We start from the raw sequence: 17,279 nt of genomic DNA, 5'->3' as shown, positions 1-17,279 counted from the left end.
GTTGCACGCCACCGTCGCCCAATGGGACGACGGAGTCAGAATCCCGTTGATCACCCGATGGTGATCACTCCGCCGGCCCCCGCGCACACCGCCGCGAGGGAGGAACGACTCCAGTCGATCCCACTCCGCATGGGTCAGATCCTCACGGGCCGTACCGCCAGCCTGAGTCGGGTCTTCAGCGCGTGGGAGTCAGTTCTGCCGCCTGCTGCGGCTGCTCCTCCACATGCGCCGCGGGCCCGCCGAACCATGCCACCGCGACCGCGCCTGCCACCGCCAGGACGAAGCCGAGCATCGCCATCCAGGCGAGACCAGCCCGTGAGGCGTCGCCGAGCCACAGCACGCCGATTGCGCCGGGCAACACGGTCTCGCCGACGACCAGAGCCGCCGTGGCCGCGTTGACCGAACCGATCTGCAAAGCGACGGTGTGCAGGTACATCCCACCTACGCCGGCCGTCACGATCGCGTACAGGGCGGGATCCGTCAGCATGACGGCCAGATCGAAGGGGGCGACGCCGTTCAGGACACGGACGCCCACGCCGAGCGCGCCGAAACCGAGTCCGGACAGCAGTCCGGCAAGAATCGCGGCGCGGGGACCAAGGAGGCGTACCGCGAGCGTGCCGCCCACCATCAGAGCAAGCGAGATCGCCAGGAGCCACCAGTGCGTGGCGATCGGGATGCCGTGTCCACTGCCCTCCTCCCCCGCCGCCGTCGCGAGCAGAACGAGCGCCCCGCAGACCACGCCGATGGACGTCCACTCGGCGCGAGTCAGCCGGATACGGAGGAGCCTGACACTCAGCACGGCGGTGATGATCAGGTTGGCGCTGATCACGGTTTGCGAGAGGAACAGGGGCAGTAGCCGCGCAGCCAGTGCACCCAGTGCGAAGCCCACGAAGTCGAGGACGGTACCGACGACGAATTCCCAGGTCATCGCGGCCTTCGCGGTGGAGGAGAGGCTGGGCCCCCCGTACTGGGTGCTGGCAGTGGTGGCCGCACCGCTCCGCGCGGACCTGCGGGACCCGATGGCTTGCAGGACTGAGCCTGTGCCGTAACAGACGGATGCCGCAGCGGCAGTCAGCAAGCCGATCAACACGCTTTGCTCCGTTCCTGACGGACACCGACTCAGCGCCCTCTCGGTTGACGAGACGGCTAATGGCCATGGATCGTTGCCTCGCTGTCAGCTTCGCCGCCCGCCCGTTCCGTAACCGGGGTGTACCGCCACAGAGCGCCGGACGTCGTCCACCGCCTTGCGCAGTCCGGCCGTCACCTCCCTGGCCTGCGCAGTAGTCAGCGGCGGCCGCACCGGTTCGGCGACGCGCGCCCACCGGTCTCACGGACCGGTAAGTCGTGCTGCCCGGTGGTTGTCCGACATCGCAGCGCGGGCCTAGCGGAATTCGACGTCGGAGACGCTGACGAAGAACTCGCCCTTGAAGTCGTGTCCGGCGTCGCCGCCGCCCCAGATGTTGACGATGGCGTGTCGTCCCCGCCGTGAGGCCAATGCCTCGGTGGTGTACTGCAACTGCGGGTCGGCGTGCGTGCCGCCGCCGTGGTACTCGACCATGAAGGGCGTCGGCTCCAGCATGTCCCAGGAGATTCCCTGGGCCGGGTCCCAGTCCTGTGTGGTGATGAACCACTGGTGAGTCCACTTCGGGCCCATGTGGTTCTGCCGGTAGTTGTAGGTGAAGGTGTGCCGGCCGTCGACGGCCTCCAGCGTGCTGGTCGGCCAGTCGCCCAGGCCGTCCCCGCCGGCCAGGTCCAGGCCCTGGAAGGCGGGATTCGCTGCCGATGCCACGTTGGCACCCTGGAAGAACTTGCGGTACTCCAGGTACCCGCGGGCCTCGTTCCACGGCGGGTTGCCGGCTGTGCCGGGAGGCACCACTTCCTGCCAGGTGGTCGAGGTGTTCAACTCGCGCGCCTTCTGGCAGATCGGCGCATCGTCCTCGTCACGGATCGCCCGGATCGCCCGGCTGGCCGGGAACTCCAGACTCCCGTGCCGCTCCCGGCCGCCCTCCCCGCGCTCCTCGGCGCGCGCGGGGATGTGCGCGTTGTAGGGCGTGGACGTGGACGTGTCGACGGTGACCTCATCCGTGAACGGCCCCCAGGCGCCGTCGGCGTGCCGGGCCCGGACCTTCACCCGGTACTCGCGGGCGGGGGCCTCTCCGAGGCACACCCAGTGCCGGTTGGCCGACTGCCAGTGCGGATACCAGGTCGCCCAGTACAGGTCCACCGTCTGCGCGGGACGCCCGTCCAGCCACACCTCGTAGTGGTGCGGGTAGTCCGGGCGCCCGTTGTTCCAGTCGGACGGCTCCGTGGTGCCCTGGTCGGCGGCGTTCGCGCCGATCCGCCAGGTGAGTGAGATGCCTTCAAGCTTGACATCACCGTCATCGCGGTAGGTCGCCACCGCGCGCAGGTCCGCCGGGTGAGGCTGCTGCATCTTGTGAACTCCTCCAGTCGCACGGAACGGGTGGTCCAGCGCGAAACCACGCACCTAACCACCCTTATTGCCACTAACCAGATTATTTACGGTGGCATATGCCGCAAGCGCGGTGAGCCACTGGTGGCAAGCAGGGGCTCCTTGAAGCGTCAGACCGGGGTTCCGGGCTGCTCCTGGCCGTGCCCGGCACCGCAGTCACCTCCCTCCGGCCGCACACGGCTCCTTGAAGGTTGTCCGCCGCGGGCCGGCAGGCGCGGGCGCACGCCGGCGTGCGTCGGCTTCCGTTCCGTGTGCTCACCCGGACGGTCGGCGTCCGCCTGCGACAGACCGGGAAGGACCATTTGCGCAGGCCGAACTCGTACTTCGCGCGGCACTTCATGGCCAGGTCTCGTCTCCTTCGGGGCCGTCCCGCGGCCGGTCCCACGGGCTTCTTCACCGCACAAGCCACAGGAGCCAGACGAACCGGGAGCGGCACCTTCCCGTCCCACCCGAGAGGTGAGCCATGAGTACACGCACGTCCGCCACCCCCTCCGAATCCGCACAGTCGCTCTACCACGCCATGTCCGGCCTCGCCGGCCCGCTGAGCTCCGGCGAAGGCACCGCGCCGGACTTCGCCGCCGCACCACGCGCGGCGGCCGGCGAGGAGCCGTCGGTACTCATCCTCGGGGCGGGCGTCGGCGGACTCACCGCCGCCTACGAGCTGGGCAGGCTCGGCTACCGATGCACGGTCCTGGAGCCCCAGACCCGCACCGGCGGCCGCAACCGCACCGCCCGCAAGGGCGACAAGCTGTACGAACTCGACGGCGAGGGCAACAGGCCGGTGCTGACCCACACCTGCGCCTTCGACGAGGACCTGTACCTCAACCTCGGCCCCGGCCGCATCCCGTACCACCACCGCCGAGTCCTCAACTACTGCACCGACCTCGGGGTGTCCCTGGAGCCGTACATCATGGAGACGACGGCGAACGTCCTGCACAGCGCGGGACACACCCCGCCCGGTCAGACCTGGCGCAACCGGCGGATCGCCAACGACACCCGCGGCCACCTCGCCGCGCTCCTGTCCGCCACCCTGAACGAGAGCGACGAGTTCACCGGACCGCTGCGGGACCTGCTGCGCAAGTTCGGCGACCTGGACGAGGAAGGCGAGTACCACGGCTCCACCCGCTCCGGCTACGACGAGCCCCTCGACGTCCACGAATTCCCCCGGCCCGCGCCCCCGTTGCCCCTCGCCGAACTGATTCAGTCGGAGTTCTGGAAGCACAGGTTCTACCAGCCGGTGGACTACCTGTGGCAGGCCACGATGTTCCAGCCCGTCGGCGGCATGGACAAGATCGTCCACGCCCTCACCGAGCGGATCACCTCCGAGTACGACGTGACCGTCGAACTCGAGGCCGAGGTCACCTCGATCGACCTGACGGGCGACGGGGCCAGGGTCACCTACCGCACGGGCGGACAGGAACTGACGACGACGGCCGACTACTGCGTGAGCAACATCCCGCTGCCGGTCCTGAAGCAGCTCACGCTGACCGGCTTCTCCACGGGATTCCGGAACGCCATGAAAGCGGTGGGCTTCGCACCGACATGCAAGGTCGGCTGGCAGGCCAACCGGCGGTTCTGGGAGGACGATCACAACCAGATCTACGGAGGCATCAGCTGGACCGACCACCCCATCACCCAGTTCTGGTACCCGTCCAACGACTACTTCTCCAAGGCGGGCACCCTCACCGGGGCGTACAACTTCGGCGACCACGCCGAGGACATGGGCAAACTCGCGCCGGCCGACCGGCTGCGCCTGGCCCGGGACGGCGCCGCACAGATGCACCGCGAGTTCCGGGAGAAGACCACCGTGCCTCATGACCTGGGAGTGACCATCGCCTGGCACAAGGTGCCCCACCAGCTCGGCGGCTGGGCCGACTGGGACCCGGCCGACCCCGACCACCAGGTCGCCTACAAGCAGGTCCTGCAGCCCGAGGGCGACGGCCGCTTCTACGTCGTCGGCGACCAGGCGTCACCGCTGCCCGGCTGGCAGGAGGGAGCCATGATGTCGGCACAGTACGTCGTCGCTCAGATCCTCGGCCTCCTCCCCCGCACCGCCCCCGAGACCGTCCAGGTCCCGGACGCCGTCTTCCTGACGCAAGGACTCTGAACACACGCTCGGGGCCCGGTCCACAGCAGCCGGGCCCCGACCGACCCGCTGACAGCCAGGTCATTCCCGCTGGTTCAAGGCCCTGGTCGCTGAGGTCCGACCCGAGGTCCTCGTACGGACGGCCAGGGGGCCGCCCGGAGGCGAGCACCATGCCGGGCCGCAGACGGCCGCCGGCGGGTCGGCTTTCTCCGGGATGACGTGCCGGATCCCGCGTCCACGCAGGTAGGCGCGGGTGCGACGGTTGCTGCAGGCCTGGTCGGCGCTGACGCTGTCGGGGGTGTCGTGCGAGGCCGGCCGGTGGCCAGGCGGGGCACCCGGATCCGTCCCATGACAGCCTCGAACTGGGTGCAGTCGGCCCGCTGACCGGGCGTCAGGACGAGCGAGAGCCCTTCGCCCTTGAACAGCAGGCCCGCAGCCGCGCGATGTCCGCAACCTCGGGCCCAGTGGCGCCCGCAGGAGCGCGCGCACCACCGACAGTTGCGTCACAAGTGCGCGTTTTACGCGTTCGGGTCCCAGTCTGCGAGCTGCTCCATCGGCTCGGTGTCGCCGGTGGTCTCCAGGCCGTCGAGCGGGACGCGCGCGTAGAAGTAGAGGACCAGTTCGCTCGCTGCGCCTCGCATCGCCATGTCGCCCGGCTCCGCGTCGGCGGCGAGGTCGTCGCAGCGGACGCCGTCGGGGTTGAGGGTCAGGCGCCAGGAGCGGCCCTCGGTCGTGTGCAGGTCGATGGTTGCCGGCTTGAACGGCCAGGGGACGGTCGTCGCCGAGACGGTCGTCAGGAACTCGTCGACGCCCTCGACCGCGACGTCCGTCGGCAGCGGCTGTGCGGCGCCCTGGGTGAGCTGGGCGTCGTAGGTGTGGACGGCGATCTCCTGGATCTGGTGCCGGGCCACGGCTCCGCTGGTCTCCGGGGCCTGCGAGCGGCCCCACCAGGTCCAGCAGCCGCGGTCCGGGCCGGCCTCGCGCATCGCGTCGAGCATGAGCTCGGTCGACTCGGCGAGCCAGGCGTCCAGGGCTTCGTGGTCGCGGGGCGCGGTCGGGGCGCCCTTCGGGTCCGTCCTCGCCGGGGGCTCAGCGCCCGGGCCCGCCGCGACGATGGCGGCCTGGCGGCGGCGGCCGTCACCGAGGTGCTGCGCCAGTTCGTGCAGCGTCCAGTCCGGGCAGGTCGGGACCTGGACGTCAAGGTCGGGGGCGGACGCGATCGCAGCGCGGAACGCGGCCGAGCGGTCTTCGATCAGCCGCAGGACCTCGGGGAACTCTAAGATTTTTTGCACGTCGGTTGTGTATCACGGCGCTCCGGCCGCCGGGTAGCGAATTTGTCGGGGGGGGTGAAACGAGAGCTGGGCCGTGGCCTGGCGATCAGGTGAGCCGTTGCTAGGGCTGTGGGGCATAGGGGTGATCTGACGGATGCTCAGTGGAAGCGGCCTGCGCCGCTCCTCCCGGTGAGCAACGGGCGGTGTGGCCGGTGGCGGGACCACCGCCAGGTGATGAACGGGGTGCTGTACGTCCCGCCCCGCCCCCGTGCCGAACGAGGGTTGAGGCGGGCAAGAGGCGGGAGTTCGACGCGGAGTTCAGGCTCAGGTGACCGGGCCCGACGGTGAGGGTGCGGGGTCGTAGGACGACTCGCGCACGATGGCGCTCAAGCGCTGTGCGGCGGTGAGCAGTTCGGTGTGGGTGGTGTAGAGGGCGTTGACGCCGAAGCGGAGCAGGTCGGGGGCGCGCATGTCGATGACGACGCTCCGGTCCGCCAGGGCCCGGGTCAGGCCGAGGGCGTGCGGGTGGCGCAGGGACACATGGCTGCCCCGGCGGGCCGCGTCCCGGGGGGTCACCGGGGTGATGTCCAGCGGGGTGAGCAGTTCCTCGGCGCAGGTCAGGAAGAAATCCGTCAACGACACGCTCTTGGCCCGCAGTTGTGCCAGGTCCACGTCCTCGAAGACGGTGAGGGCCGCCTCCAGGGCGAGCAGGGACAGGATGGGCGGGGTGCCGATACGGGCGCGGGCGATGCCCGGGGCGGGTGTGTAGTCCCGGTCCATGGCGAAGGGGCTCGCATGGCCGTTCCAGCCGGTCAGCGGGGTGTCGAGGGCATCGTGGTGACGGCGGGCGGCGTAGAGCCAGGCGGGCGCGCCGGGGCCGCCGTTGAGGAACTTGTAGCCGCAGCCGACGGCGAGGTCCACCTCCAGGGCGTCGAGGTGCAGCGGCATCGCCCCGGCGGCGTGGCACAGGTCCCACACCGCGAGCGCGCCGGCCCGGTGCGTGGCCTCGGTCAGCGCCGCCATGTCGCACAGCTCGCCGGTGCGGAAGTCGACCGGTGAGTAGCTGACCGCCGCCACCCGGGAGCCCTGTTCGGCGAGGAACTTCTCCAGGTCGGCCGGGGGTATCCGGCACACCTCCAGGGCGTCGCCTCGGCGGGCCACCGCGTCGGCGAGGTAGCGGTCGGTGGGGAAGTGGCCGGGATCCGTGACCAGCAGCGGCCGGTCGGGGCGCAGCGCGGTGGCCGCGCTGAGCGCGGTGAACAGCTGCACGCTGGTGGAGTCGCCCGCCACCGTCTGCCCCGGCGCGGCGCCGACGAGGCGGCCGATGGTGTCGCCGATCCGCAGGGGCGCGTCCCACCAGCCGCTGTCGTTCCAGGAGCCGATCAGGCCGGTGCCCCACTGGCGGGCCACGACGTCCGCCAGGGCGGGCGGGACGGCGGCGGGCAGCGGGCCCAGGGAGTTGCCGTCGAGGTAGATGACGCCCTCGGGGAGGACGAACCGCTCGGCCAGCGGGGCCAAGGCGTCCTCGGCGTCGGCGCGGGCGGCCCGGTCTTCGAGCGGGGTGGTGGCGGTCATGGGTGCGTGACCCTCCCTGGGGCGGTGCCGGTATCGGTGCGGGGGGCGGTGGCCGGGTCGGTGCCGTCGCGCGGTGCGGCGAAGCCGGCGGACATCTCCCACAGGGTGTCGGCGACCGCGCGGGCTCCGGGGGCTCCGGGCTCGATGAGGGTGTAGTGGCCGGTGCCGGGCAGCACGACCGTCCTCAGGTCCTCGTGCACGGCCGCGTAGTCGGTGAACTGGGTGAGCGGGACCTCCTCGTCCGCGGCGCCGTGCAGCAGCACCGTCGGCACACCGGTGGTACCGGCCCCGCGCAGCAGGGTGAGAGGGTCGACGGCGGGCAGCCGTTCCTCGAACACGGCCTCTCCCCCGAGGAGTTGCAGGGCCGCGTCGTTGCTGAGGCCGTCCCGGCGGGTGGCGGTGAGGTCCGTGATCGGGGCGAGTGCGAGCACGCCGGTCGGGAGGGTGCCGGTGTGCCAGCGGGAGCCGTCGGGCAGCAGGCCGCGCGCCGCGCACCACAGGGCCAGATGGCCGCCGGAACAGTGGCCGGCCAGGACGTAGGGCCGCCCCTCGGGAAGGGTGTCCACGATCCGGGCCACGTCGTCGAAGGTCTCGGGATGGCCGCCGGCCCCGCCGGAGCGGCGGAAGCCCGGCAGCAGCACGTCGAAGCCCTGCTCGCAGAGGTAGGCGGCGAAAGGAGTGAGGTGCATGCGGTCGTAGCGCCAGTAGCCGCCGTGCAGCAGGATCACCAGGGGGGCGCCGGGGTCCCCGGCCGGCCAGGCGTCGTAGGCCTGGTGCGGGTGGTCGCCGTAGCGGCCGTGCGCCGGAGCCAGCACCGGCTTCAGGCTCAGTACCCGCTTCTCCTCCTCCGCCGCGAAGGCGGAGATCGCCCTAGACCCCACCGCGCACCTCCCACAGCTCCGGGAAGACCGGCCGGTTCGCGCGCTGTTCGAGCCAGGCGAGGCCCGTGGAGCCGGCGCTGCCGCTCTTGGTGCCCATGGCCCGGCGGACGACCATGACGTGGTCGAAGCGCCAGCGCAGGACGAGTTCGGCTATGTCGGTGAGCAGTTCGCCGAGGAAGAGCAGCGGATGGTGCTGGGGGCCGGAGTAGATCAGCCGCCACACCTCCACGACGCCCGGGTCCGACGTGTAGGGCGCGCTCACGTCGCGCTCCCGGACGTGCTCCGGAACCGGCAGCCCCCGCCGGTGCAGAAAGCCGAGCACCTCGTCGTACAGGGACGGCTGGCGGTGGGTGTCGCTGAGCGCCTCGTGCACGTCGGGGTCGCCCTGGTGCAGGCGGAGCATCGCCTCGGACTTGTCGCCGAGCAGGAACTCCAGTTGCCGGTACATCGCGGACTGGAAGCCCGAGGCCTGGCCGAACGCGGCTCGGAAGCCGTTGAAGCGGGCGGGGGTCAGAGCGGCCAGGGGCGCCCAGGCGGCGTTGAGGGCGGTCAGGGCGCGGCGGCTGCGTGCCAGGGCGTCCATGGCGGCGTCCAAGTCGTCCTTGGCGAAGGCCGTGCCGGCGCTGCGCCACTCGTGGACGATCAGGGTGAACCACAGCTCCATCACCTGGGTGGTGACGACGAAACCCATCTCGTCGGGTGCCTCGGTGAGGGGCTGCTGGAGGTTGTTGAGGACGGACGCGTGCACATAGGCGTCGTAGGGGCTGGCACCGTCGAAGGGCCGGGTGAGTGAGTCGTCCGCGGCCCGGGCCGGTGCGGACGTGCCGTCGTTCATGGTGAGGGCCTCCTGTTGCTGCCGCGGGCGGCGCGGCGGGACGGGCGCGGGGCTCACGGGCCGAGGTGGACTCCGCCGGAGGCGTCGATCCACTGGCCGGTCACCCAGCGGGCGTCGTCGCTCGCCACGAAGGAGACGACGTCGGCGATGTCCGCGGGGGCGCCGAGCCGTCCGAACACGGAGGCCGCCTCGCACCTCTGGCGGATCTCCGGGACGGCGAGCGTCGGGTTGATCTCCGTCTCGGTGTAGCCGGGCGCGACGCTGTTCACCGTGATGCCCCGCGGTCCCAACTCCTGGGCGAGGGCCAGGGTGAGGTAGTCGAGGGCGGCCTTGGTCATGGTGTAGGCGATGATCGGCGGAAAGGCGACGCGCGTGGCGACCGAGGAGACGTTCACGATCCGGCTGCCGTCGCGCAGCCGGTCCAGACCGCGCTGGATGATGAAGAACGGCGCCCTGGTGTTGATCGCGAACGCCCGGTCGTAGTCGTCCTCGGTGACGTCCGCGATCCGGCGCGGGACGGTGATGCCGGCGTTGTTGACGAGGATGTCCAGGCCGGGTGCGGCGTCCTGCCCGGCGAGGGCGTGGTCGAAGGCCGTCCACAGGGTGTCGGCGTCACCGGGCACGCCCAGTTCGGCGTGGACCGGGAAGGCGCGTCCGCCGTCGGTCTCGATCTCCTTGACGGTGCGCTCGGCCGCCTCGTGGTCGTGTCCGTAGTGGACGGCCACGAGGGCGCCCTCGCCGGCCAGCCGGCGGGCGACGGCCCGGCCGATGCCGCGGCTGCCGCCGGTGACCAGAGCGGTCCTGCCCGCGTGCCGCAGGGGGGTGGTCATCGCGTTCTCCTTCTGCTGGGGTGGGTGGTGGCCGGGGCGGGTGCCGTCATGCGTCGAAGTCGACGGTGACCTCGCTGCCGAGGGGCCTGGCGCGGCAGGTGAGCGTGTAGCCGGCGGCCAGTTGCCCGGCGTCGAGGGCGTACTGGGGGCCGGTCGCGACCTCGCCGGTGAGGACCTTGGCACGGCAGCTGCCGCAGATGCCCTCGCGGCAGGCGTACGGCACGTCCGGGTGGTCGCGCAGCAGCGCGTCGAGGAGCGCGGGGTCCCGCGGCCCGGCGGTGACGACCCGGCGGTGGCCGTCGTAGAGGGCGGTGACCCGGGTGCCCTCAGGGATGCGCGGCGCGCCGGGTACGGGTGGGGTGCCGGGTACGGGCGGGAGCGGCGGGGTGTCGCCGAGGGCGAACAGTTCGGAGCGGACCAGGGCCGGGTCGGCTCCCGCGTCCGTCAGCGCCCGCCGGACGGTGGCGATGAGACCGGCCGGACCGCACAGGGCGAAGGTGGTGTCCGGGCCCGGCCGGATGTCCAGCGCGGCGAGCAGCCGCGGCAGGCGCTCGGCATCGATCCGGCCGCCCAGGGGCGGGCGTCCTTCGCGGGTCAGTATGTGCAGCACGGTGAACCGGTCGACGAACGCGTCCTTGAGCAGGGCGAGTTCGTCGGCGAGCAGGGCGTCCGCGGCCGTGGGCGCCGAGTGGACGAGATGGACCCGGCAGGTGGGGTCCGTGCGCAGCGCGCTCGCGGCCATGGCCGCGAGCGGGGTGATGCCTGAGCCGCCCGCGATCAGCACGTGTTGGGCTCCGGGCAGCTCGGGCAGGGCGAAGGCCCCGGCGGGCGCGGAGAGTTCGAGGCGGTCGCCGGGTGCCAGACGGGTCAGCGCGTACGCGCCGAAGCCGTCCGGGGCGCCCCGCTTGATCACCAGCCGCAGCGCGCCGGGCGCCTCGGGCGGCGGGCACACCGAGTAGCTGCGGCGCAGTTCCTCGCCCGAGCGGCGGTGCCGGACGACGACGTGCTCGCCGGGCCGGTGCGCGAAGGTGGCGCGCAGGGGGTCCGGTACGTCCAGGGTGACGGCGACGGCGTCGCCGGTGAGGTGCTGGACGGCGGTGACCGGGAGCCGGTGCCAGCCTGTGCGCCGACGGGCGCCGTCGGTCGCGAGGACGGGGTTCGGACGCGTCGTCATAGCGCGCTCAGGTGGGGGAACAGCTCGCGGCAGGCGGTGCAGCGCAGCATCGACTGGCAGCGGGTGGGGCCGAACGCACTGTGCGGCCGGGTGGCTCGGGAACCGCAGTGCGGACAGGGCACCCCGGTGAGCCGGACGAGGACCGGGCCGTCCCCCGGTGCGGGCGTGGGCGGGGCGATGCCGTGGGCGGCGAGCTTGGCGCGGCCGGCCGCGGTGATGCGGTCCGTCGTCCACACCGGGGACAGCACCTGCCGTACCCGGGCGTCGGGGTGGCCGCAGTCCGTCAGGACGTCGCGGATCGAGGAGGCCATGGCGGCCAGTGCCGGGCAGCCCAGGTAGGTGGGGGTGAACTCCACCTCGAGACGTCCGTCGGCAGCAGGGCCGACCGAGCCGATCACTCCGAGGTCGCCGAGGGCGAGGAAGGGCAGCTCCGGGTCCGGCACCGCCTCCACCCGGGCGCGGACCTCCGATGCCGCGAGGGCCGTGCCGCCGTTCACCAGGTACCTCCGGGGAACTGGCGGCGCACCGACTGGAGTTCGGCGACCAGGGACGCGAACTCCTCGGTGTGCAGGCCCGCACGGCCGCCCCGGGCCCGCCAGCGGGGGGACGGCACGGTGAGTCCGGCCCGGGTGATCACCTCTGTCGTGCTCCGCTCCCATCCCGAGCGCAGCGGGGCGGGCGAGGGGGCCGTTCCGGCGGCGGCGAGGTCGCGTACCGGGTCGTCCTCGTCGAAGAGTTCCGCCGTGTACGGCCACACGTGATCGAGGCCCTCCTGCATGCGGCGGGCGCTCTCGGCGGTCCCGAGGCCGAGGCGTTCGGTCCAGGTGTCGGCGTGCATCCGGTGGAAGGCGATCTCCTTGGCGGCCCGCTGTCCGAACGCGGCCAGTTCGGGGTCCGCGCAGCCGCCGAGCGCCCCGTAGTACGCCACGGCGTAGTGGGTGTAGACGAGTTGCCGGGCGACGGTGGCCGCGAAGTCGCCGTTGGGCAGCTCGGTGAGCAGAGCGTTGGTGAACTCGCGGTCGGTCCGGGCGAAGGCGAGGTCGTCCTCGTCGCGTCCGGTGCCGTCGAGGCGTCCGGCGAGGGTGAGCAACAGCCGGGCCTGGCCGACGAGGTCGAGGGCGATGTTGGACAGCGCCAGGTCCTCCTCGATGGTGGGGGCCCGGGTGATCCACTGGCACAGCCGCTGGCCGAGGACGAGGGCGTCGTCGCCGAGGCGCAGCAGCTGGACGGCGAGCCGGGGGTCGGTGCGGCCGTCCGCCTCGGTGGCGGCCGCCCGCTCAGTCGTCGTGGCCACCTTCGGGGCTCCTCTCGGTCGTCAGCGGCACGAACTGCTGGGGGTACCGGTACGGCTTGTGCCGCGCGTTGGCGAAGTACGGGTCGCGTTCGTCCGGGGAGGCGGTGTGCACCGCGTCCGAGCGGACCACCCACAGCGACAGCGGGTCGCCCCGGCGGGTGTAGAGGTCACGCGCCCTGAGCAGGGCGGTGTCCGGGTCGTAGGCGCGTACCGAGCCCACGTGCTGGTGGGAGAGTCCGCGCCGGGGCCGCAGGAAGACCTCCCAGGACGCGGGGACGCCCTCCGGCCGCGCCGCCGGGGCGCCTTCCGACTGCCCGCCGCTCATGCCCGTACCTCCGTGCGGTCGTGCCCGTGCCCGTGCGCACCGGCGTCCTGGCCGGCCGCCCCGTCGCGGTCCCGGGTGCGGGCGGCGTACGCGGCGGCGGCCTCCCGTACCCAGGCGCCGTCCTCGTGCGCCGCGCGCCGGTGGGCGACGCGCTGCCGGGCCCAGTGCGTGTCCTCGCCCAGCGCGCGCCGGTAGACGTCCCAGTCGACCGGGGTGAAGTCGTAGTGGCCGCGTTCCTCGTTCCAGCGGATCGCCGGGTCGGGCAGGGTCAGGCCGAGACGTTCGGCCTGCGGGACGCAGCTGTCGACGAAACGCGCGCGCAGTTCGTCGTTGGTGTGCCGCTTGATGCCCCAGGCCATGGCGCGGCGCGAGACCGCGGCACCGACCGCCGCGGTGCGCGCGTCGGCGCCGCCCGCCTCGGTGTCGGGCGGGCCGAACATCAGCGCCACGGCCGGCAGCCACCAGCGGTCCACCGCGTCCTGCGCCATCGCCTTCTGTGCCGGTGTCCCCTCGCACAGGGCGCGCATCAGGTCGTAGCCCTGCCGTACGTGGAAGGCCTCCTCCTGGCAGACGCGCCGCATGGCCCGTGCGTAGGGTCCGTACGAAGTACGGCACAGCGGGGCCTGGTTGATGACGGCGGCGCCGTCCGTCAGCCAGGCGATGGTGCCGGTGTCGGCCCAGGTCAGCGCGGGGTGGTCGAAAGTCGCCGAGGCGCGCTGGCGGCCCTGGTGCAGGGCGTCCAGCAGGTCGGCGCGGTCCACGCCCAGCGTCTCGGCGGCGGAGTACAGGTACAGGCCGTGGCCGGCCTCGTCCTGGACCTTGGCGATGAGCACCGACTTGCGGTGCAGGGAGGGCGCCCGGGTGAGCCAGGCGCCCTCCGGCTGCATGCCGATGATCTCGGAGTGGGCGTGCTGCGCGAGCTGCCGGAGCACCATGCGGCGGTAGCCGTCGGGCATCCAGTCGCGCGGTTCGACGGCCTCACCGGCGCCGACGAGCGCCTCGAACCTCGCCGTCGGTTCGTCCTCGCCGGCGGCCGCGGTGTCGGCGGGCCCTACCGCGCTCATGCCGCGCCTCCCCGGCCGATCCGCGCCGGGGCGGGGACGTACACGCCCCTGGACCGGACCCCTCGCCTGGGCACTGGCATCACTCCTTCGGTGCTTCCCGGGCGCCGTTGCGTCCGCCTCGCCCGGTGGATCGGGCGCGGCCTCCGTCTGGGAAAGAGGCCGTGCGGGAGGCCCGCAATCCCCCGGCGTGCCGGATGGGGCGCGTGACAAACGTCACGCGGGGGTGCGGGGATTGCGGTTCGGCGCGGGGGCCTCTTGTTCGGGTGACAGGCGAAGGACGCGATCCGCTCGGCGGTCGGCCTGCCGGGCGAAAGGGGTAACCATGAGCACCGTCAGGGAGTTGCTGGTCGAGCTGACCGGCACGGAGGAGTTCGCCGACGCCGGGCGGGTCGGTGACGACCTCGACCTCGCCGCGAGCGGCATCGACTCCGGGGACCTGGTACGGCTGGTGCTGCTGGTCGAGCAGCGGGCCGGAGTGGAGATCACCGCAGACGACATGGAGAAGCTGCAGACGATCGCCGACTACGAGCGTTTCGTGGCCGAGCGGTCCGCTGCCGGTGCCGGTGGCGGTGCCTGATGTGGCTCACGCAGCTGCTGGAACGCAACCGGCAGTGCTTTCCCGGGCGGACGGCACTGGTCGACGAGCGGCGCGCGGTCACCTGGGCCGGTCTCGACGACCGTACGCTCGAACTCGCGCGGGGATTCGCGGAGCTGGGAATCGAGCACGGTGACCGTGTCGCCGTGCTCTCCAAGGACCGGATCGAGGTGCTGGAGACCTACTTCGCGCTCGCCCGCCTCGGCGCGCTGTTCGTACCGCTGAACCACAGCCTGGCCGTGCCCGAGGTCGCCGACATCGTGGCACGCGTCGGCGCGGTCGCCGTGTTCGGCGAGTCCGAACTGCTCGACCGCCAGCCGGAGTTCCCCGCCTCGGTGCGGATCACGATGGCGTTCGACAAGCCGGCCTTCGAGGCACTGGGCAGTGTGGCGGCACGGCGGGAGCTGCCGCCCGTGGCCGACACCGATCCGGTGGCCGTGCTGCACACCTCGGCGACCACCGGGCGGGCCAAGGGCGTCACGGTCGACGGCGCCTCGTTCCGCGCCATCGCCCTGGGCTGGCTGGTGCAGGCCCGGCCCACCGACGACATCGTGATGGTCAACTGCTGCCCGCTGTACCACGGCAGCATGGTGGTGTCCCTGACCTACATGGCGACGGGCGCCACCATCGTGCTCATGCCGGGCTTCACCCCGCAGCGGGCGCTGGCCGCGGTGGAACGGCACCGGGCGACCCACATGTGGATGGTCCCGCAGATGGTGCGCTTCATGCTCCAGGCCAAGGGCGCGGACCGCACCGACCTGTCCACGCTCCGGGAGATCCTGTACGGCGCCGCCCCCATGCCCCTCGACGTGTACGAGGAGGCCGTACGGCGCCTCGGCTGCGGCTTCCGGCAGGTGTACGGCATGACGGAGGTCGGCGGCCCGTTCGTCACCCTCGGCCCCGACGAGCACCCCGCGCCCGGGGACGCCACCGCGCGCATCCCCTGCGGTCGCGTGATCCCGGGTATGTCCGCCCGCGCGGTGGGCTCGGACGGGACGGAGTCGCCGCGCGGCGAGATCGGCGAGATCGTGGTGCGCGGACCCGGTGTGATGCAGGGCTACTGGAACGATCCGCAGGCCACCCGGGAGATCGACCTCGACGGGTGGATCAGGACCGGGGACCTGGGGTTCGTGGACGCGGCGGGACGCATCCACCTCGTGGACCGCACCAAGGACGTCATCATCCGGGCCGGCCAGAACGTCTACCCCTCGGAGATCGAGCGCGCCCTGATGAGCCACCCGGCGGTGCGGGACGCGGCGGTCGTCGGGATGGCGGACGAGGACTACGGCGAGGTGCCGCTGGCGTACGTGGTGGCCGAGCCGGACACCGGCGCCCGGGAACTGCTGGGCCACATCTCGGGGTTGCTCGCCCCCTACAAGAGGCCGCGGCGAGTGGAGTTCATCGAGCAGGTGCCCCGCAACCCCGCCGGGAAGATCGTCAAGAAGCTGCTGCGGACCTGAGGGCACGCGCCTCCCCGCGGCCTCCCCGACCGCCGGCACCGGGCCCCGCCACCGTTCCCCCGGTGGCCGGGCCCGGCCGGTGTCGAGTCCCTCGCGGGCCGGCTCACCGTGCCGCGCCGGACCGCGGGTCTTCGGTCGCAGGGGCGGTGGCCGGGCCGGCCGTCGGACGGCCCGGCCACCGCACGCTCTACTCCGACGCGTTGACCAGGACCGCCATGTTCCCCATCGGGTGACGGTTCTCGTGGATGAGTTGGTGGGCCAGGCCGATCTCCTCGAAACCGAAGGTCCGGGACAGGCACGGGTCGACGACACCCTGGTCGATCAGCCGGGTGATCTCACGGGCCTCGCGGGCGCAGGCGGCGTGCGAGCCCTGGAGCCGCTTCTGCCGCATCCACAGGAACCGCAGGTCGACGTCGCCGTTGTAGCCGGTGGTGCCGCCGCAGATGACGACCATGCCCGCGTTGTCGCACAGATAGACGGAGGTGGGGATGGTGTCGGCGCCGGAGTGCTCCAGCACGATCCGGGGGCTGCGCCGCTCGCCGAGCACGTCCCAGAAGCGCCGCCCGAAGGCCCGCGCCCCGGACAGCCAGCGGCTCATCGCGGCGTCGTCGGAGGTATCGGGCATCCGGCCCCAGTGGTCGAAGTCGCGCCGGTCGATCCAGCCCTCGGCGCCGAGCCGCATGCAGAACGCGCCGCGTTCCTCGCTGGAGACGACGGCGACCGGGATGCCGCCGACGTGCCGGACGAGCTGGATGGCGATGCTGCCCAGGCCACCGGCACCGCCCCAGATCAGCACCGGGTCGCCGGGCCGGACGGTGTGCGGGTCCCAGCCGAACAACTGCCGGTAGGCGGTGGCCGCGGTCGCCATGTAGCAGGCGGCGGCCGCCCAGGACAGCCGGGCGGGCTTGGGGTGGCACATGTAGTCGTCCACGACAGCGAACTGGGCGAAGGAGCCGTAGTTCTCCTCATAGCCCCACACCCGCTGGCTGACGGACGCGGCCGGGTCACCGCCCAGGCGGATGTCCTCGGCCGACTCGTCCCAGCGGCTGGCGAGCACGACGACCTCGTCCCCGAGCCGAACGCCCCTGACGTCCTCTCCGACGGCCCACACGACGCCCGACAGGTCGGAGCCGCCGATGTGGAAGTCCTCGACCGCACCGGCCTTCTGCCGGGCGGCGATCACGTCGAGCGGCTTCCCCAGCGCCGCCCATACGTTGTTGTAGTTGACGCCCGCCGCCATCACCTTGACCAGCACCTGGCCACGGCGGACCGGTGGGACGTCGACCACCTCGGTGCGGAACGCGTCGACGGGCTGCCCGTAGCGCTCCCGGCGGATCAGCGAGGCGTACATCTTCCGTGGCACGGTGCCCGGTTCGGGCGCGTCACCGAGTTCGTAGAGGTCCTGGGGTGCGGTCACGG

At 72.4% G+C, this 17,279-nt stretch carries 16 protein-coding genes; 3 read left to right on the top strand and 13 right to left on the bottom strand.

The features are described 5' to 3' along the window. Nucleotides 1-175 precede the first annotated feature (175 nt). The gene (locus tag OG933_RS43795; protein ID WP_405633093.1) at nt 176-1,090 is read right to left on the bottom strand and encodes a hypothetical protein; all 915 of its coding nucleotides are present in this window, start codon (nt 1,088-1,090) and stop codon (nt 176-178) included. A gap of 291 nt (nt 1,091-1,381) precedes the next feature. Beyond that, nucleotides 1,382-2,431: a lytic polysaccharide monooxygenase auxiliary activity family 9 protein gene (locus OG933_RS43790; RefSeq protein ID WP_362534808.1), complete on the bottom strand. Its 1,050-nt coding sequence runs from the start codon at nt 2,429-2,431 to the stop codon at nt 1,382-1,384. A 502-nt stretch (nt 2,432-2,933) separates the two neighbouring features. On the opposite strand from OG933_RS43790, the gene OG933_RS43785 reads away from it, so the two are divergent. Further along, nucleotides 2,934-4,577 (top strand): flavin monoamine oxidase family protein, encoded by a 1,644-nt coding sequence (locus OG933_RS43785; RefSeq protein ID WP_405633090.1) that lies wholly within the window; start codon nt 2,934-2,936, stop codon nt 4,575-4,577. Between the two features lie 497 nt (nt 4,578-5,074). On the opposite strand, the gene OG933_RS43780 is transcribed toward OG933_RS43785, so the two are convergent. The 10 genes from OG933_RS43780 to paaA all read right to left on the bottom strand — a co-directional run bounded on the left by OG933_RS43780 (nt 5,075) and on the right by paaA (nt 13,805). Next, nucleotides 5,075-5,848: a maleylpyruvate isomerase N-terminal domain-containing protein gene (locus tag OG933_RS43780; RefSeq protein WP_405633087.1), complete on the bottom strand. Its 774-nt coding sequence runs from the start codon at nt 5,846-5,848 to the stop codon at nt 5,075-5,077. Between the two features lie 303 nt (nt 5,849-6,151). Continuing rightward, nucleotides 6,152-7,402: a kynureninase gene (locus OG933_RS43775; protein WP_405633085.1), complete on the bottom strand. Its 1,251-nt coding sequence runs from the start codon at nt 7,400-7,402 to the stop codon at nt 6,152-6,154. Beyond that, the gene (locus tag OG933_RS43770) at nt 7,399-8,283 is read right to left on the bottom strand and encodes an alpha/beta hydrolase family protein (RefSeq protein ID WP_405633082.1); all 885 of its coding nucleotides are present in this window, start codon (nt 8,281-8,283) and stop codon (nt 7,399-7,401) included. The genes OG933_RS43775 and OG933_RS43770 overlap by 4 nt, the downstream gene beginning before the upstream one ends. Beyond that, the gene (locus OG933_RS43765) at nt 8,273-9,118 is read right to left on the bottom strand and encodes a tryptophan 2,3-dioxygenase (protein ID WP_405633080.1); all 846 of its coding nucleotides are present in this window, start codon (nt 9,116-9,118) and stop codon (nt 8,273-8,275) included. The genes OG933_RS43770 and OG933_RS43765 overlap by 11 nt, the downstream gene beginning before the upstream one ends. 53 nt (nt 9,119-9,171) lie before the next feature. Beyond that, the gene (locus OG933_RS43760) at nt 9,172-9,948 is read right to left on the bottom strand and encodes an SDR family oxidoreductase (protein WP_405633079.1); all 777 of its coding nucleotides are present in this window, start codon (nt 9,946-9,948) and stop codon (nt 9,172-9,174) included. Nucleotides 9,949-9,994: 46 nt separating this feature from the next. Next, on the bottom strand, nt 9,995-11,122 hold the full coding sequence (locus OG933_RS43755) for a 2Fe-2S iron-sulfur cluster-binding protein (protein ID WP_405633077.1): 1,128 nt from the start codon (nt 11,120-11,122) through the stop codon (nt 9,995-9,997). Next, nucleotides 11,119-11,619: a 1,2-phenylacetyl-CoA epoxidase subunit PaaD gene (gene paaD, locus OG933_RS43750; RefSeq protein WP_020129834.1), complete on the bottom strand. Its 501-nt coding sequence runs from the start codon at nt 11,617-11,619 to the stop codon at nt 11,119-11,121. Before paaD ends, OG933_RS43755 begins: the two co-directional genes overlap by 4 nt. Next, nucleotides 11,616-12,416, bottom strand: a complete 801-nt coding sequence (paaC, locus tag OG933_RS43745; RefSeq protein WP_405633075.1) for a 1,2-phenylacetyl-CoA epoxidase subunit PaaC — start codon at nt 12,414-12,416, stop codon at nt 11,616-11,618. Before paaC ends, paaD begins: the two co-directional genes overlap by 4 nt. Beyond that, nucleotides 12,400-12,741, bottom strand: coding sequence for a 1,2-phenylacetyl-CoA epoxidase subunit B (locus OG933_RS43740; protein WP_362534785.1), 342 nt, complete (start codon nt 12,739-12,741; stop codon nt 12,400-12,402). Before OG933_RS43740 ends, paaC begins: the two co-directional genes overlap by 17 nt. After that, a complete protein-coding gene (gene paaA, locus OG933_RS43735) occupies nt 12,738-13,805 on the bottom strand; it encodes a 1,2-phenylacetyl-CoA epoxidase subunit PaaA (RefSeq protein ID WP_405633073.1) in 1,068 nt (355 codons plus the stop codon). The genes OG933_RS43740 and paaA overlap by 4 nt, the downstream gene beginning before the upstream one ends. A 322-nt stretch (nt 13,806-14,127) precedes the next feature. On the opposite strand from paaA, the gene OG933_RS43730 reads away from it, so the two are divergent. Next, a complete protein-coding gene (locus tag OG933_RS43730; RefSeq protein ID WP_362534779.1) occupies nt 14,128-14,382 on the top strand; it encodes an acyl carrier protein in 255 nt (84 codons plus the stop codon). Further along, nucleotides 14,382-15,860: a class I adenylate-forming enzyme family protein gene (locus OG933_RS43725; protein WP_405633071.1), complete on the top strand. Its 1,479-nt coding sequence runs from the start codon at nt 14,382-14,384 to the stop codon at nt 15,858-15,860. The genes OG933_RS43730 and OG933_RS43725 overlap by 1 nt, the downstream gene beginning before the upstream one ends. Nucleotides 15,861-16,047: 187 nt before the next feature. Here the strand turns inward: OG933_RS43725 and ccrA are convergent, their stop codons facing one another. Continuing rightward, a complete protein-coding gene (gene ccrA, locus OG933_RS43720) occupies nt 16,048-17,277 on the bottom strand; it encodes a crotonyl-CoA carboxylase/reductase (RefSeq protein WP_405633710.1) in 1,230 nt (409 codons plus the stop codon). Between the last annotated feature and the right edge of the window lie 2 nt (nt 17,278-17,279).

The sequence above is a fragment of the Streptomyces sp. NBC_00016 genome (genome assembly GCF_045040885.1).
Classification (GTDB): domain Bacteria; phylum Actinomycetota; class Actinomycetes; order Streptomycetales; family Streptomycetaceae; genus Streptomyces; species Streptomyces coriariae.
This window is presented reverse-complemented; position numbering and strand designations above follow the sequence as displayed.

Excerpts from the sequence above, each read along its gene's own strand:
- OG933_RS43790 (WP_362534808.1), bottom strand. The coding sequence starts at position 2,431 with ATGCAGCAGCCTCACCCGGCGGACCTGCGCGCGGTGGCGACCTACCGC.
- OG933_RS43785 (WP_405633090.1), top strand. The coding sequence starts at position 2,934 with ATGAGTACACGCACGTCCGCCACCCCCTCCGAATCCGCACAGTCGCTC.
- OG933_RS43775 (WP_405633085.1), bottom strand. The coding sequence starts at position 7,402 with ATGACCGCCACCACCCCGCTCGAAGACCGGGCCGCCCGCGCCGACGCC.
- OG933_RS43765 (WP_405633080.1), bottom strand. The coding sequence starts at position 9,118 with ATGAACGACGGCACGTCCGCACCGGCCCGGGCCGCGGACGACTCACTC.
- OG933_RS43760 (WP_405633079.1), bottom strand. The coding sequence starts at position 9,948 with ATGACCACCCCCCTGCGGCACGCGGGCAGGACCGCTCTGGTCACCGGC.
- OG933_RS43755 (WP_405633077.1), bottom strand. The coding sequence starts at position 11,122 with ATGACGACGCGTCCGAACCCCGTCCTCGCGACCGACGGCGCCCGTCGG.
- OG933_RS43740 (WP_362534785.1), bottom strand. The coding sequence starts at position 12,741 with ATGAGCGGCGGGCAGTCGGAAGGCGCCCCGGCGGCGCGGCCGGAGGGC.
- paaA (WP_405633073.1), bottom strand. The coding sequence starts at position 13,805 with ATGAGCGCGGTAGGGCCCGCCGACACCGCGGCCGCCGGCGAGGACGAA.
- OG933_RS43730 (WP_362534779.1), top strand. The coding sequence starts at position 14,128 with ATGAGCACCGTCAGGGAGTTGCTGGTCGAGCTGACCGGCACGGAGGAG.
- OG933_RS43725 (WP_405633071.1), top strand. The coding sequence starts at position 14,382 with ATGTGGCTCACGCAGCTGCTGGAACGCAACCGGCAGTGCTTTCCCGGG.